This is a genomic window from Desulfovibrio desulfuricans DSM 642 (assembly GCF_000420465.1).
GTDB classification, from domain to species: domain Bacteria; phylum Desulfobacterota; class Desulfovibrionia; order Desulfovibrionales; family Desulfovibrionaceae; genus Desulfovibrio; species Desulfovibrio desulfuricans.
In genome coordinates this window covers 435,222-448,932 of the sequence record NZ_ATUZ01000011.1, presented here as the reverse complement: position 1 = coordinate 448,932, position 13,711 = coordinate 435,222, and the positions used below count along the sequence as shown (strand labels likewise).

Annotated in this window: 13 protein-coding genes and 1 tRNA gene; 7 read left to right on the top strand and 7 right to left on the bottom strand. The window is 59.0% G+C overall.

The annotated features are described in order from the left end of the window. The first annotated feature begins 33 nt into the window (after positions 1–33). The 7 genes from G449_RS0103695 to G449_RS0103665 all read left to right on the top strand — a co-directional run bounded on the left by G449_RS0103695 (position 34) and on the right by G449_RS0103665 (position 6,823). Positions 34–360 (top strand): hypothetical protein, encoded by a 327-nt coding sequence (locus G449_RS0103695; protein ID WP_022657962.1) that lies wholly within the window; start codon positions 34–36, stop codon positions 358–360. Further along, the gene (locus G449_RS0103690; protein ID WP_022657961.1) at positions 353–1,147 is read left to right on the top strand and encodes an ABC transporter ATP-binding protein; all 795 of its coding nucleotides are present in this window, start codon (positions 353–355) and stop codon (positions 1,145–1,147) included. The genes G449_RS0103695 and G449_RS0103690 overlap by 8 nt, the downstream gene beginning before the upstream one ends. Beyond that, positions 1,144–2,307, top strand: coding sequence for a SufB/SufD family protein (locus tag G449_RS0103685; RefSeq protein ID WP_022657960.1), 1,164 nt, complete (start codon positions 1,144–1,146; stop codon positions 2,305–2,307). Before G449_RS0103690 ends, G449_RS0103685 begins: the two co-directional genes overlap by 4 nt. Positions 2,308–2,406: 99 nt before the next feature. Further along, positions 2,407–2,482: transfer RNA gene (locus G449_RS0103680), tRNA-Ile, on the top strand. Positions 2,483–2,730: 248 nt separating this feature from the next. Further along, positions 2,731–3,300: a P-loop nucleotide/nucleoside kinase family protein gene (locus tag G449_RS0103675; protein ID WP_022657959.1), complete on the top strand. Its 570-nt coding sequence runs from the start codon at positions 2,731–2,733 to the stop codon at positions 3,298–3,300. Between the two features lie 243 nt (positions 3,301–3,543). Further along, the gene (locus G449_RS0103670) at positions 3,544–4,827 is read left to right on the top strand and encodes a molybdopterin molybdotransferase MoeA (protein ID WP_022657958.1); all 1,284 of its coding nucleotides are present in this window, start codon (positions 3,544–3,546) and stop codon (positions 4,825–4,827) included. 37 nt (positions 4,828–4,864) lie between these two features. Next, positions 4,865–6,823: a molybdopterin biosynthesis protein gene (locus G449_RS0103665; RefSeq protein ID WP_022657957.1), complete on the top strand. Its 1,959-nt coding sequence runs from the start codon at positions 4,865–4,867 to the stop codon at positions 6,821–6,823. Positions 6,824–6,839: 16 nt separating this feature from the next. Here the strand turns inward: G449_RS0103665 and G449_RS17675 are convergent, their stop codons facing one another. The 7 genes from G449_RS17675 to G449_RS0103630 form a co-directional block, all read right to left on the bottom strand. After that, the gene (locus G449_RS17675; RefSeq protein WP_159060423.1) at positions 6,840–7,562 is read right to left on the bottom strand and encodes a HesA/MoeB/ThiF family protein; all 723 of its coding nucleotides are present in this window, start codon (positions 7,560–7,562) and stop codon (positions 6,840–6,842) included. A gap of 164 nt (positions 7,563–7,726) precedes the next feature. Continuing rightward, the gene (locus G449_RS0103655; RefSeq protein ID WP_022657955.1) at positions 7,727–7,966 is read right to left on the bottom strand and encodes a MoaD/ThiS family protein; all 240 of its coding nucleotides are present in this window, start codon (positions 7,964–7,966) and stop codon (positions 7,727–7,729) included. Between the two features lie 154 nt (positions 7,967–8,120). After that, on the bottom strand, positions 8,121–9,869 hold the full coding sequence (locus G449_RS0103650; RefSeq protein ID WP_022657954.1) for an aldehyde ferredoxin oxidoreductase C-terminal domain-containing protein: 1,749 nt from the start codon (positions 9,867–9,869) through the stop codon (positions 8,121–8,123). A gap of 206 nt (positions 9,870–10,075) precedes the next feature. Beyond that, positions 10,076–10,729, bottom strand: a complete 654-nt coding sequence (locus G449_RS0103645; RefSeq protein ID WP_022657953.1) for an ABC transporter ATP-binding protein — start codon at positions 10,727–10,729, stop codon at positions 10,076–10,078. Continuing rightward, positions 10,726–11,421 carry an ABC transporter permease gene (locus G449_RS0103640; protein ID WP_022657952.1) on the bottom strand — a complete coding sequence of 232 codons (696 nt, stop codon included), beginning with the start codon at positions 11,419–11,421 and terminating at the stop codon, positions 10,726–10,728. The genes G449_RS0103645 and G449_RS0103640 overlap by 4 nt, the downstream gene beginning before the upstream one ends. 101 nt (positions 11,422–11,522) lie before the next feature. Then, a complete protein-coding gene (locus G449_RS0103635) occupies positions 11,523–12,350 on the bottom strand; it encodes an ABC transporter substrate-binding protein (protein ID WP_022657951.1) in 828 nt (275 codons plus the stop codon). 168 nt (positions 12,351–12,518) lie between these two features. After that, complete coding sequence (locus G449_RS0103630; protein WP_022657950.1) at positions 12,519–13,526, bottom strand: TOBE domain-containing protein; 1,008 nt, start codon at positions 13,524–13,526, stop codon at positions 12,519–12,521. Positions 13,527–13,711: the final 185 nt, after the last annotated feature.

Below are 13,711 nucleotides of genomic sequence, written 5' to 3'. Positions count from 1 at the left end.
ACTATGCGGCATCACAAAACCAAGGGGATTACCATGGAAGTGTGCATCGCTTATCTGCGTGGCAAACCGATCATGCTGGAGCTGCGGGACGGCATCGCCTATCTCGACAACGAGCCCCAGCCCATCAAATATCTCGATGAAGCAAAACTTCAGGAATTCAGCGATTCCATCCGGGCCATTCCGTATTCCGCTGATCCTGGCTATGAAGCGCTGGTCAATTCCAAGCGCGCGAACTTTATTGTCAGCCTGATTGGCAGCGCTGTGGGCGAGGAATGCGTTTCCAGGCTGACCCATATTCTGGATCACGTGCATTACGATGTGCTGGAGTATCTGGGCGAAACCGGAGAAGAAGATGCTTGAAATCCGTGACCTGCACGTTTCGGTCAAGGGCACGCCCGTGCTCAAGGGCATTGATCTGCACATTAGCTCTGGCGAAACATTCATTCTTTTTGGCCCCAACGGCTCCGGCAAAACCACCCTGCTCATGACCCTCATGGGCTTTGCGGGGTATGAGGTCACGCAGGGCCAGATCATCTACAAAGGCACAGACATTACCCACGCGCCCATGTACGAGCGTGCGCGCCTCGGCATCGGTATGTCGTTTCAGCGGCCCCCCACCATTCATGGCCTGCCCACGGGCAAGCTGGTGGAACTGTGCGGGCGCGGGCGCAAGATGGATATAGAGGACATGGCCCGCAAGGTGCATTTTGACCATTTTCTCAAGCGCGATGTGAACGCGGGCTTTTCCGGCGGCGAAATCAAGCGCTCCGAACTGCTGCAACTCATGGCCCAGAAGCCCGATCTGCTGCTCTTTGACGAGCCGGAATCCGGCGTTGACCTTGAGAATATGGCGCTTGTGGGCAAAACCGTGCGCTACCTGCTTGACGGCACGCCCGACCGATGTTGCGCCACGCTGCGGCAGCGGGAGAAGGTGCGCTCCACCAGCGGCCTTATCATCACCCACACCGGTCACATCCTCGAATACGTCAATGCCCACCGGGGGCAGGTCATGTATCAGGGCAAGCTGTGCTGCGAGGCGCGGCCCCGCGAAATTCTGGATCACATCGCTACCCACGGCTATCAGGAATGTCTGCGCTGCCTCACCGGCGACATGCTTGGCAAAATTGCGGAGGCGCCCCTTAAATGAGTTCTGTCAATCTTTCCCGCTTTCAGTTCAGCGGCGGCGAAAACGCCGCGCCCATTGAAAACCTCGCCGCCCTGCCCCGCGAGGATCAGGAACGTCTTGTGCTGGCTGGCATCGATGTGAACGACAGCACCGCCAGCGGCGCGTTCATGCAGCTCAACCACGCTGGCGTGCACTGCGAAACGCGCCATGAAGGCCTCGACCTCATGGACATCCGCACGGCGCTGAAAAAGTTCGACGGCCTGCCCCAGTATTTCTGGAAGCTGCTGAATCCTGAAAAGGACGAGTTCACGCGCATGGCACAGGAGCACTGCAACGGCGGCTACTTTGTGCGGGCGCGCAAGGGCGTCAAAATCGCCCAGCCCGTGCAGTCCTGCATGTTCATCAAGGGGCACGGCGCGGGCCAGAGCATCCACAATATCGTAATTGTTGAAGAAGGCGCGGAGCTGCACATTCTTGGCGGTTGCGCCACAGCGCACGATGCCAACGATGCCGCCCATCTGGGCGTGACCGAGTATTATGTGGAAAAAGGCGGCAAGCTGACCTTTACCATGATCCACAACTGGGGCAGCAGCACGACGGTGCGCCCCCGTTCCGCCGGGATTGTGGAAGCCGGGGGCGAGTTCCAGAACAACTACATTCTGCTCAAGCCTGTGGGCGACCTGCAAATGTACCCCACCATGACCCTGGCTGGAGCCGGAGCCGTGGCCCGCTTCAATTCCGTTGTGGTGGCCCCCACCGGCTCCCATGTGGACTGCGGCAACCGCATTGACCTTGCGGCCCCCGATACGCGGGGCGAGATCATCTCGCGCGTTGTCACCACGGGCGGCACGGTCATCAACCGTGGCTTTATCGGCGCTTCCGCCGCACCCGCCAAGGGGCACCTCGAATGCAAGGGGCTGATTCTTGGCGGCGGGCGCATGCACGCCATCCCCGAGCTGGACAGCAATCAGGACGGCGTGGAGCTTTCGCACGAGGCCGCGGTGGGCAAGATCGCGCAGGAAGAAATTGAATACCTCATGGCGCGCGGTCTGGACGAAGACGAAGCCGCCGCCACCATTGTGCGGGGCTTTTTGAACGTGGACATCATGGGCCTGCCCGCCCCGTTGAAAAAGGCCATGGACGAGCAGATTTCCCTGCTGGAAGCAGGCAACGCCATGTAGGAGGGGCTGGTTTGGCGACGTGCCGAGGCTGCACGCCAAAAACCACCCAATACATGCACTTGACCGAAGCCAGCCTTGCAGCTATATTTCCCCTCCTTGGGGCCTATAGCTCAGTTGGTAGAGCCTCCGGCTCATAACCGGCCCGTCCCAGGTTCAAGTCCTGGTGGGCCCACCAAGAACTGTTCAGACAAAGTCCGCCGAAGTTGCACAACTTCGGCGGACTTTGCGTTTTGCGGCAAAACACACTTCTTTTAAATCCGCCAGGTTCGTTGACAGCCTCAAATTCATTTGGGTAAATTTGGGGGTAACTGGCTCAAAGCGGAAACTGTTACCCCAAAGCGGGCGTTGCTTAAAGTTGAGACTGCGGCGATCCAAAGGGGGCACGGACAATTCCTTCGGGCACTTCAACGACAAGGACAAAAAATGCTGTTGATATTCGGCGGTCTGCCGGGAACAGGCAAAACGACAATAGCGCGCAAGGTCGCTCAAAAAATTTCCGCCGCATACATACGCATAGACAGTTTGGAACTGGCGCTTGTTCGTTCCGGGTTGGCAAAAAGTCAGTGGGATTTAGGTCCAGCGGGGTATATTACCGGCTACGCTTTGGCTGCGGACAATCTTCGTCTGGGGCTTTCAGTTGTGGCAGACTCAGTGAATCCATTACGAATTACCCGTGACGCATGGCGGGATGTCGCTGTTCAAGAGGGCGTTGATTATCTGGAAGTTGAAATCATCTGCTCGGATACGGAGCAACATAGGGAAAGGGTCGAAGGCCGGTCGCCAGACATTCCCGGCCTTGTTCTGCCCGATTGGCAAAGTGTAGTTAACCGAAAATATGAGCCTTGGGGCAGAGAGCACCTTGTTTTAGATACTGCAAAGCTACAGGCTGATGTGGCCGTCAGTGAAATATTTAATGCACTTGGCGGGCATGTTGCCCATGTCGCCGATATTCCAGGCATTCACGCTCCAGTCCGAGATGACGGCAAACAATGACTGAGCATTTATTTCCTGCCCCTGGTCTTGGTCTGATCCACCAAAGCGAAGAGCCGTTCCCCTAACCATCTCTCCTGCCGCGCAAGCGAGGGACACCAATCAATCACGGAATGATTGATGACCATCCACAGACCGCTTCTGCGCACTTACCGTCCCTTGCGCAAATCGTATTGCCCTTTACCCCCGTTTGCGCCAGTATTACCATAGATTTCATACCGTCGCGCACATGAACCGGAGGGCTGGGTGAAGCCTTTTTTGACATTGCAATCAGTTGAATCGGTGCTTGAGCATATTCGGGCATTTCCCCTTTTGGGTGAAGAGCGCGTCCCGTTGGACGACGCCCTTGGTCGCGGTCTTGCCCAATGCTTTTCGGCAACAGAAGACCTGCCGGGATTTGACCGCTCCACCGTTGACGGTTTTGCCTGCCGCGCCCGCGATGTTTTTGGCGCGCAGGAGGGCAACCCCGCTCTGGTGGAATGCGTGGCCGACTGCCGCATGGGTGAAGTGCCGGATATCAAGCTTGAAGAAGGACAGGCCGCGCGCATTCTCACCGGAGGCATGCTGCCACAGGGTGCGGATTGCGTGGTGATGGTTGAATACTCCCGCCCTGCGGGCGGCAACCTCATTGAGATTACCCGCAGTCAGGCCCCGGGCGACAATGTTATTTTTCGCGATGATGACGCAACCGCAGGGTCTTTGCTGCTGCAAGCCGGGCACCGCCTGCGCCCACAGGATATTGGCCTGCTGGCGGCTTTTGGCGTGGTGGAGGTGGAGGTGCGCCGCAAACCGCTGGTTGCCGTACTCTCCACGGGCGACGAGGTTGTTCCCAGCTCCATGACTCCGCCGCCGGGCAAAATCCGCGACATCAACGCCCACAGCATTGCAGCCCTCTGCCGCGAGGCTGGCGCGCAGGCCTTGAGAGCCGGGATTGTCAACGATGACGCCGCCAAGCTCAAAACAGCCGTAACCCAGCTTGCAGAAATGCATGACGTGGTGGTGGTTTCCGGCGGCTCCTCTGCGGGCATGCGCGACCACACCGTGGAGATTTTTGAGTCCCTGCCTCAGGCTCAGCTGCTTGTGCACGGGGTCGCCATCAGCCCCGGCAAACCCTTTATTCTGGCCAAAGCCATAGTAAACGGGCGCACAGTCTGCCTTGTGGGCCTGCCCGGTCATGTTGCCAGCGCGCTTGTCTGCGCCCGCGTATTTCTTGCTCCCTTGCTGGAGCATCTGCAAGGGTATGCCGATTCCGCAAAGCAGCCGCAGGTTCCCGCAGTGCTTGCACGGTCTGTAGCTTCCGCACAGGGCAGGCGCGACTATCTGCGCGTGAAACTGCGCCCCCTGCCCAGCCAGTCCCCCACGCGTGCACCGTCAGACAAGAATCTGCAACCGCTGTACGAGGCGGAACCCATCATGGGCGCATCGGGGCTTATTTCCGGCATTGCTGCGGCAGACGGCCTCATGGTCTGCCCTGAAAACCGCGAAGGCTACGATGCGGGCGATACCGTAATGGTGGAACTTTTTCGCTAGACCAGTACGCGTCTGGCACTATTGCTGGAGAATTATCTTGAAGCGCAACACCTATCTGACCCTGCTGCCCCCGGAAGAAGCCCGCGCCAACTGGTTTTCATGCCTTGACGCCAAAGCCTTCCCCCTTGGCGAAGAACGCATCCCTCTGGCGCAGGCCCTGCGCCGCGTGCTCAGCAGGCCCGTGGCTGCCCTGCGCTCATCCCCGGCATTTCACGGCGCGGCAATGGACGGCATCGCCGTACATGCGGAGGATACATTCACCGCCTCTGCCCGCACCCCCTTGCGCCTTAAAATCGGCGAGCAGGCCCACTGGATCAATACCGGCCACCCCTTGCCGCAGGGCTGTAATGCCGTGGTGATGATGGAGAACATCAATACCGAGACCGAAAAGGATTCTCAGGGCGAATCGCAGTGGGCCGTCATTGAAAAGGCCGCCTTTCCCTGGCAGCACGTGCGCAAAATGGGTGAAGACATGGTGGCTACAGAGATCATTCTGCCCCCCGGCACGTGCATTGGCCCCTACGACCTTGGCGCGCTGGCGGCTGGCGGCGCGCTTGAAGTGCCAGTATTCCGCCGCCCCCGTGTTTCCATCATCCCCAGCGGGTCGGAAATTGTGCCGCTGGTGGATGCGCGTGAGGAAGACCTGCGCGCAGGCCGTGTGCTGCCCGAATTCAATTCACTGATTTTTTCGGCCATGATTACGGAGGCCGGGGGCGAAGCCGCCACCCTGCCTGTGGTTCCTGACGATCCTGAAGCCATACGGGCCGCCATTGCCAGCGCCATTGCAACTGCCGATATGGTCATTCTCAATGCCGGGTCTTCGGCTGGCAGTCACGATTTTACAGCCCACGTGCTCGGGCAGATGGGCACTGTGGTGACGCACGGCATTTCAGTCATGCCGGGCAAACCCACGGTGCTGGCGGTGGTCAACGGCAAGCCCGTGGTGGGTGTGCCGGGGTATCCGGTTTCTGCGGGCATATCCATGGAAGAATTTGTTCTGCCCCTGCTGGCCCTGTGGCAGAAACGGGCCATGAGCGAGCGGCAGAAGATCACGGCTGTACCCTGCAATCCCCTGCCCTCGCGCCCCGGCATGGAAGAAAGGCTGAGGGTCAAACTGGGCCGCGTGGGTGATACTGTTGTGGCCGTACCCCTGCCGCGCGGCGCGGGCACCATAACCAGCCTCAGCCGGGCCGATGGCATTATCCGCATTCCACGCGACAGCGAAGGCTGCAATGCCGGAGAACCCGTTACTGTCGAGCTGCTGCGCCCCCCCACGGCCCTTGCGGGCGCACTGCTTGCCATTGGCAGTCACGACAACACGCTTGACCTGCTGGACAGCATGCTGCGCAAGGCGCATCCGCAGTACCGGCTCACCTCGGCCCATGTGGGTTCACTGGGCGGCATCATGGCGCTCAAGCGCGGGCAATGCCATCTGGCGGGCAGTCATCTGCTCGACCCGGCAAGCGGAGTATACAACCGCAAGGCCATTGAAGATAATCTGGAAGAGCCCACCGTGCTGCTGCGCCTGATGGACAGGGAACAGGGCATTCTGACCGCGCCCGGCAACCCCCTTGGCATCAACAGCATTGAAGACCTCGCCAAACCGGGGGTACGCTTCATCAACCGCCAGCGCGGCAGCGGAACCCGCGTGCTGCTTGATTACCGCCTGAGTTGCCTTGGCATCGCGCCCACAAGCATCAACGGCTACCGCGACGAGGAATACACCCACATGAACGTAGCTGCGGCTGTGCTTTCCGGCCGGGTGGATGCCGGCCTTGCCGTGCGGGCTGCTGCCAACGCGCTGGGCCTGCCATTCACGCCCATTGGTGTTGAGGAATATGATCTGGTCATTCCCCGGCGCTTTTTTGATGGGGATGCGGTTCAGGCCCTGCTGGATGTTATCCGCAGCGAGGCATTCCGCCAGACCGTGGAGGGCATGGGCGGTTACGGCACGGAAAAAACCGGGCAGATTATCTGGGAATATGCTGGAAAATAGGGCATGGAATGAACGGCTAGGCCTTGCCCGCCCAGTCAAAACGCTCCATTTCTGGCACGGAGAGGTCAAGGTGGAACAGGGCGCTGCCTGCGGTGCGGCTCAAAATGGCCCGCAGAGCCAGCTTGGCCATGAGGCAGGCAACCGAAGCCGGAGCCAGCGCCCCAACGCCTTCGCCCCTTGCATGCTCAAGCTCACTGTCGCTCTGCCCCTGAGGGTAAAGCGCCTCAAGACGCGCCTGCGGGCCTGAGTTGGCGTAGCAAAAACCTTCTTCGCGCAGTACGGAACCGTGAACAAAGGGCACACCAGCAGCAAGGGCTGCCCGCTCCAGAGCTGTTTTGGCGCTGATGTTATCCAGACAGTCCAGAGCCACGTCCATACCAGCCACTAGATCGGGCAGATTGCCCTCATCAGCCACTAATCCAAGAGCTTCAGTCTCCACGTGGCTGGCAATATCCGCCAGGGCATTGCGCACTACGCAGACCTTGCGCTGCCCCAGCATACGCTCGGAACAGAACCGCTGGCGGTTGAGATTGCTCTCGTCAAACACATCGTTATCCACCAGCCGAATGCTCCCCACCCCGGAGCGGGCCAACAGTTCGGCCACATGTCCCCCCAGACCGCCGCAGCCCAGCACTAGCGCACGGCTTTGCAGCAGCCGCGCCATTTCCTCCGCTGTGACCAGCCCGAAATTCCGGCGAAAGCGCTCCGGCCAGATGTTCCGCCCCAACAGGTAAATCATGGCAGCACGTAGCGTCAGAGCCTGGGACGCAGCCCAAAGGCGCAAGCCCTCAAGGCTCACGAACAAAGTTTCCTGCGCATTTCCAGCAGATTCTGCCTGATATCTTGCCCGGGCATAAGGGCTGAAGAACTGGTGCAGATCAGATATTGTCATGGTCAACGGGCCTAGCCTCCTCCGACAGCCGGAAAATAGGCAATACGGTCTCCGTCGCGCATGAGATCGCTCACCTTCTGCTGGCGTCCGTTGACCATGACAATTTTTATGTCTTGCGGCGGCAAACCCAGATGTTGCGCCAACTGGGCCACGGTGCTTCCTTCCGGCATTTCCACCTGCAGGCCTGTTTCCGGCACGTAGTCCGGCACATAGTCTCGCAGGGTGGTGCTCAGCTTAACGGTCAGTTTCATGGACGCTCCTTGACCTTATGAGGTCTTGTCCAGTTATGCCCGCCCTGTCCGAAAACAGTCAAGCCAGCCGGGGCGCACGCTATGACGCCGCCGTAAAACAAAATTTCTGGTCCCCGCTCCGAACCAGCCGGAGCGGAGACCAATAAGGGCAACCCTACTTCTTTTCCTCAATCCAGTTGAAGACCGTCTTGAGTTCTTCGTGGGTGATGTCGAAAGTGGTGTTGTGCGGGGGCAGCTTTTCGTCAGTGAAGAAATCGGGCAGCACGTCCGCAGCCTGGGTGATGCCCGCACGGCGGTTGAAGTCGATTTCTGTGGAAAGAATACGCTGGCCAAGCGTCACAACGTCGTCGCCGGTGAGCTTCCAGCCAAACTTGGCATTGAGCATGTCCACAATGGCGGGCAGGGCATCCGGCACGTCAAGGATGGCAAATGCCGTGAACAGGCACAGGCCCACGGAATCCACAGAGGCGGTAGCCACCTGGAGATTACGCGAAAGCTCGATCTGACCGTCCTTCTTGAGGGGGTCAACCGTGCCGCCGCTGTTAAGGATGTTGGCCGTCACCGCGTAACCGGCGGTGTGGTCCGCGCCCATGGGCGAGGTGGCGTAGGTGACGCCCTGGCCCTTGACCGCACGGGGATCATATGCGGGCAGGCTTTGGCCCTTGACCGCAGGCACGCGCCGCACGCCAAATACCCGGCCCGTGGTGGCCGCGCCACAGCCAACAATACGACCAAGCGGAGAACCCTCGCTGATGCCGTTCATGACATCAAGCACAGCCTTGGTATCCCCATAGGGGATAGCTCCGCCAGCCATGGCAACGCCCACGGCAACGCCCACGTCGATGGTGTCAACGCCGATATCATCGCACATGTAGTCGTACTTGGAGATGGCATCGAGATCGCTAATGCCGGAGTGGGGGCCGAAGCACCACAGGGTTTCGTATTCGGGCCACTTGCTCTGGAACTTGCCCTTTTTATCGGGCAAAATGCCGCTGCAACGGATCATGCAGCCGCTCATGCAGCCGTGGGCCACCTTGCCCTCGCCGCCGCGTTCCTTGGTGAGCTGGTTCAAAAGTTCGCCCGAAACAGCCTCATGCTTGTCAAACTGCCCAACAGTAAAGTTGGCGGTGGGCAGGCCGCCCGCCTCGTGCAGGATGTTGACGAGCACGGCGGTGCCGTATTCGGCAAGCCCCTTGCTGGTGATGGGGTGTTCGGAAAGCGCCGTGGCGAAGCGCTTGGAAGCCTCGCGAAAAGCCTTTTCGTCAGCCAGAGGCTGGCTCTTGCCGCCTTCGGGATTCACAATGATGGCCTTGAGGCCCTTGGAACCCATTACCGCGCCAACGCCGCCGCGCCCGGCATGGCGCATGGGGCGCAGTTCGCGGTCGGTGCAGGCAATGGAAGCCGCAGTGAGCTTGAATTCGCCCCCGCGGCCAATGGTGATGTAGCTGCAATCCTTGCCGTACTTTTCCACCAGCTTGGCAACAGCATCAAAGTTGTTCATCCCGGCCACTTCGGCAGGAATCAGCTTGGCGTGGTCCTTGCTCACTTCGAGCTGCCACCATTCGCCTTCCTTGGCCATATCTTCCACAATAACAGCCAGAATGCCCAAACGGGCCAGGTGACCGCCGGGCTGACCGCCCGCGTTGGATTCCTTGATGCCTTCGGTCAGCGGGCTTTTGCAGCCCACAGAAATACGGTTGGCGTTGGGGCTGTTGGTGGCGCCCAGCAGGCCGGGAGCAAAAACAAGCTTGTTGTGGGGGCCAATGGGCGTACAGGTGGGCGGCACCTCACGCGCAACGATGGTAGAAGTCAACGCACGGCCGCCAAGGCCAGCGTATTCTTGAGGGATTTCTTCAAAAACACAGGTCTTGGTTGCCATATTGACGCGCAAAAAACGGAACATGGAGCCTCCTTAAACAAGGCGCAGTTACGCCTGTTTGTGTTTATCCTTCGATACCATTGTGAGAAAAAAAAGTGCAAGCGGGCAAAAAAAATGTCTCGCTTTTCTCCCGCAAGAGGAAAAGTTGGGGAGGAAAGGGGAGTTTTTGTGCAATACGGAGGAATAAGGGGAAATGCTGTAAGCGGGAACCGGGATAATGCAGGCAGGAGCTATAATGACGAAACGCAGGCGTCCATGTCCCACGCTGCGCCAAGCTTGATTTCCCTTGCACCAAGTGCGCGCAAAAGAGCAGGATCGTGTGTGGCGCAGACAACAGTCATGCCTTCTGCCGTGCTGTTCCTTACGGCCAGGGCAATAGCCCGTGCGCTTGCGGCATCCACATTGGCTGTTGGCTCGTCAAGCAGCAGCACCTTCGGCCGCAAGGCCAGGCGCGATGCCAGGGCAACCCGCTGGCGTTCGCCACCAGAGAGTTCACGCGGGCCGCGATCCGCAAAATTCCAGGGATCGTCAAAACCTGCGGCCTGCATGCAGCATTCAAATGTCTGCCGCATATCTGCCCCTTGATGGCGGAATTTCAACCCAAGCACCACGTTATTGAAAACGCTCATGTGCAGCAGATAGGGATCCTGCAAAAGCAGGGTTGCTTCCTTGCGGCCCTCCGCACCACCGGCATAGCGCAGCTCTCCAGCAGCCGGGCGCTCCAGAAAGGCCAGCAGTCGCAACAGGGTCGATTTGCCGCAGCCATTGGGGCCGGTGAGGAATACGGCCTCGCCCTGTCCAATAGCAAGGTACTGCACACTGAGCGCCTCGCGCCCATTATAGCGCTGCACAAGGTTGCGGGCTTCATACAAATTGGCGCTCATGCCCGCCCCCTGCGCCGAAAAAATGCAAGCGCCAGATTGACCACAAAGGCCATGAGCAACAGCACAAGGCCAAGGGCAATACCCTGGGCAAAATCGCCCTTGCTGGTTTCAAGGGCAATGGCCGTTGTCATGGTGCGGGTGGCATAACGGATGTTGCCCCCAAGCATCATGGCCACGCCCACTTCTGTGATAACACGGCCAAAGGCCGTAACGCACACCATGCCCACGGCATAACGGCACTCCCACAGCGCGTATACGGCAAGCTGCCTGCTGTTGGCACCCAGCGTAAGCAGGGTTTCGCGGCAACGGGGATCAAGGTCTTCAAGCGCCTGCGCTGTCCACGAAACCACTATGGGCAGGGCCAGCACCGCCTGCCCGATGGCCATACCCTGCAGGGTAAACAGCAGGCCATATTCGCCCAGAGGGCCGCGCGCGGTAATAAAGGCGTAGACCAGCAGGCCGATCAGCACTGTGGGAAAGGCCAGCAAGGTATCTGAAATCAGCCGCAGCGCCCTTTTACCGGGAAAGGAGCAATGACCAAGCAGAAAACCCAGCGGGACCCCCAGCAGCAAGGCTGCCGCCATGGCATAGCAGGTTGAAGCAATGGTTGCGTAAATGGCCGAAAGCGTGGCCGCATCCATATGCGTGAGCAGATACAAGGCACTGCTGAAGCCGTTGATAAGATAATCCATTGCTGCCGCTCGCTGCTGGTCAAAACAGCATTCGCCCGAAGCCGGGGCACACCACCGGCCCCGGGCGAATGCGCGTTACGTGCCTGCGCTACCGGGGTGCGCTACTTGTTGGCATTGGGGAAGAAAAGCTGTTTCCCCTTGAGCATGTACCCGGCGATCTTCTGCTGGGTGGCCGGGGCAACCCACCAGTCTTCAAACTTCTTGGCCAGATCGGTCTTGACCTTGGGGCACTGGGCGGGATTGACCGTGATGACGCTGTACTGGTTGAAAAGGGCCTTGTCGCCTTCAACCACGATAGCCAGCGGGTTTTTGTCGCCCATCTTGTCGGCAAAGGTGATCCAGGTTCCACGGTCGGTGAGGGCGTAGGCCTGCTTTTCGGCAGCCATGTTCAGGGTGGAAATCATGCCCTGCCCCGCAGAAAAATACTTGGGATCCTTGTCGGGCACAATATTGCTCTGCTGCCACAACTTCTGCTCCGCCTTGTGCGTGCCGGACTGGTCGCCACGGCTCACAAAGCCCGCCTTGGTATCCAGAATACGCTTGAGCGCCTCGGCAGTGGTCTGCCCTTTCACGCCAGCGGGGTCTGCCACAGGGCCAACGATCACAAAGTCATTGTACATGACCTGACGGCGGTCCACGCCATGCCCGGCCTTGACGAATTCAAGCTCAGCCGAAGGCGCATGCACCAGCAGTACGTCGGCATCGCAATTTTTGGCGATTTCAAGGGCTTTGCCGGTGCCCACGGCAACCCACTTCAGCTCAATGCCGGTTTCCTGCTTGAAGACAGGCTCCAGATATTCGAGCAGGCCGGAATCCTGCGTGCTGGTGGTGGTTGCCATCATGAGAGTATCAGCGGCCAGAACTGGCGCGGCGCAGGCCATGTAGCCCGCAGCGCAGGCCAGGAGCAGAAAACGGGGTAAACGGAACATGGATCAGACTCCTTTTGAAGAGGTAATCTTGAAAGACCAACTCTGTTCAGCGCGACATTAATCACGCTATCACGAAAAAGCGGGACATAAAAGATTGCAAAAGAAGGCCAAAACAGGGCGGCAACAAATCGGCTCCATGCGGGCCGCAGCCGATATCAGAAACAAAAACTACTCGGCCACCAGCCGAACGGCGCTGGAGGCAAAATGGGCATACACCTTTTTGCCGTCACGCAGATGCATGGTGTCCAGCGTGCAGGTGTCTACCGTTGCCCGCAGGGTTGTGCCGTCTGGCAAGCCAACGCAGACAAAGGTTTCCACCATGTCAGAGTGCAGACTGTCCACCACGCCCTTGACGCAGTTGGCAAGGCTCATGGACGATTTTTCAGGGCTTAAAACTATGCGCTCCGGGTCTACCCGCACGCTCAGCACCTGATTTTCGTGCACTTCATGCAGGGCGGCTTCTTCCGGAGTGCAGGCCACCGCGAGCCTGAAATCGGAAAAAGTGGTTATCTCCACATATACCTTGCGCATGCCGGTAAATATGCGGGTAACAATGCCCCAAAAAAGATTGGTTCCGTCATCGGCTTCGCCGCCGTGGCAGGCGCTTGCCGAGGTGTCTTTTCCTTGAGCCTGCGTGGTCAGCAGTTTGCGCGCCTCGCCGTCAGAAAAGTTCAGAAAGGCCAGCAGTTGGTCAGCATCCTGCTGCCCAAGAAATTTGAGTACCAACGGCATGGGCACATGCAGTTCCAGCAGCTCAAGCCCGCGCGAGTAACGTATGGCGCGAGGCCCCACGCAGGCAGAAGGCAGACCCATCAAGCTGCCCACTGCGTAAAATTTCTTGCGCAGAAAGCTCTGATCAAACTGCAAAAAATCAGGCTCCGCCGCCTGCGGCAGGCCAAGAATGCGCCGGATATTGCGCATGGCGCTCACAGGCAGCAGAATTTCGCGCGCGTTGGAGCCAGAAACGCGCAGCATGCCAGTGACGGTGTCTATGGAGGAACGAGGCTCCAGCGCCAGCACTTCGCCCAGCCGCAAGCCGCCGTAGCGCATCAGCAAAAAAATCAGGTGCAGACGCGCCCGCATGTTTTTTTGCGTGCGGGTTGCGGCCTCGGCCTCCCACTGTTCCCAGCACAGGGTCAGGCCTTCGAGTTGTTGGCGGGTCAGATGATTACGCATAATTTTCTTGGGCGAGAATAGCAGGTTGCACAGCCGCTGTCAGCTATGCCTTTTTTACGCATCTATACTGCTCGCTGTGAATCCCATACCACTTGGCGCATACTGTGACTTTCAAATGGCAGGTGACATCAAGGCAAGGAACGGAACGACTTTTTTGGACGCGTTTGCTACGCGAACATCCCTGT

Bases quoted from the DNA above. Each gene is read 5' to 3' on its own strand.
- G449_RS0103695 (WP_022657962.1), top strand. From the start codon at position 34: ATGGAAGTGTGCATCGCTTATCTGCGTGGCAAACCGATCATGCTGGAG.
- G449_RS0103690 (WP_022657961.1), top strand. From the start codon at position 353: ATGCTTGAAATCCGTGACCTGCACGTTTCGGTCAAGGGCACGCCCGTG.
- G449_RS0103685 (WP_022657960.1), top strand. From the start codon at position 1,144: ATGAGTTCTGTCAATCTTTCCCGCTTTCAGTTCAGCGGCGGCGAAAAC.
- G449_RS0103675 (WP_022657959.1), top strand. From the start codon at position 2,731: ATGCTGTTGATATTCGGCGGTCTGCCGGGAACAGGCAAAACGACAATA.
- G449_RS17675 (WP_159060423.1), bottom strand. From the start codon at position 7,562: ATGATTTACCTGTTGGGGCGGAACATCTGGCCGGAGCGCTTTCGCCGG.
- G449_RS0103655 (WP_022657955.1), bottom strand. From the start codon at position 7,966: ATGAAACTGACCGTTAAGCTGAGCACCACCCTGCGAGACTATGTGCCG.
- G449_RS0103650 (WP_022657954.1), bottom strand. From the start codon at position 9,869: ATGTTCCGTTTTTTGCGCGTCAATATGGCAACCAAGACCTGTGTTTTT.
- G449_RS0103645 (WP_022657953.1), bottom strand. From the start codon at position 10,729: ATGAGCGCCAATTTGTATGAAGCCCGCAACCTTGTGCAGCGCTATAAT.
- G449_RS0103640 (WP_022657952.1), bottom strand. From the start codon at position 11,421: ATGGATTATCTTATCAACGGCTTCAGCAGTGCCTTGTATCTGCTCACG.
- G449_RS0103635 (WP_022657951.1), bottom strand. From the start codon at position 12,350: ATGTTCCGTTTACCCCGTTTTCTGCTCCTGGCCTGCGCTGCGGGCTAC.
- G449_RS0103630 (WP_022657950.1), bottom strand. From the start codon at position 13,526: ATGCGTAATCATCTGACCCGCCAACAACTCGAAGGCCTGACCCTGTGC.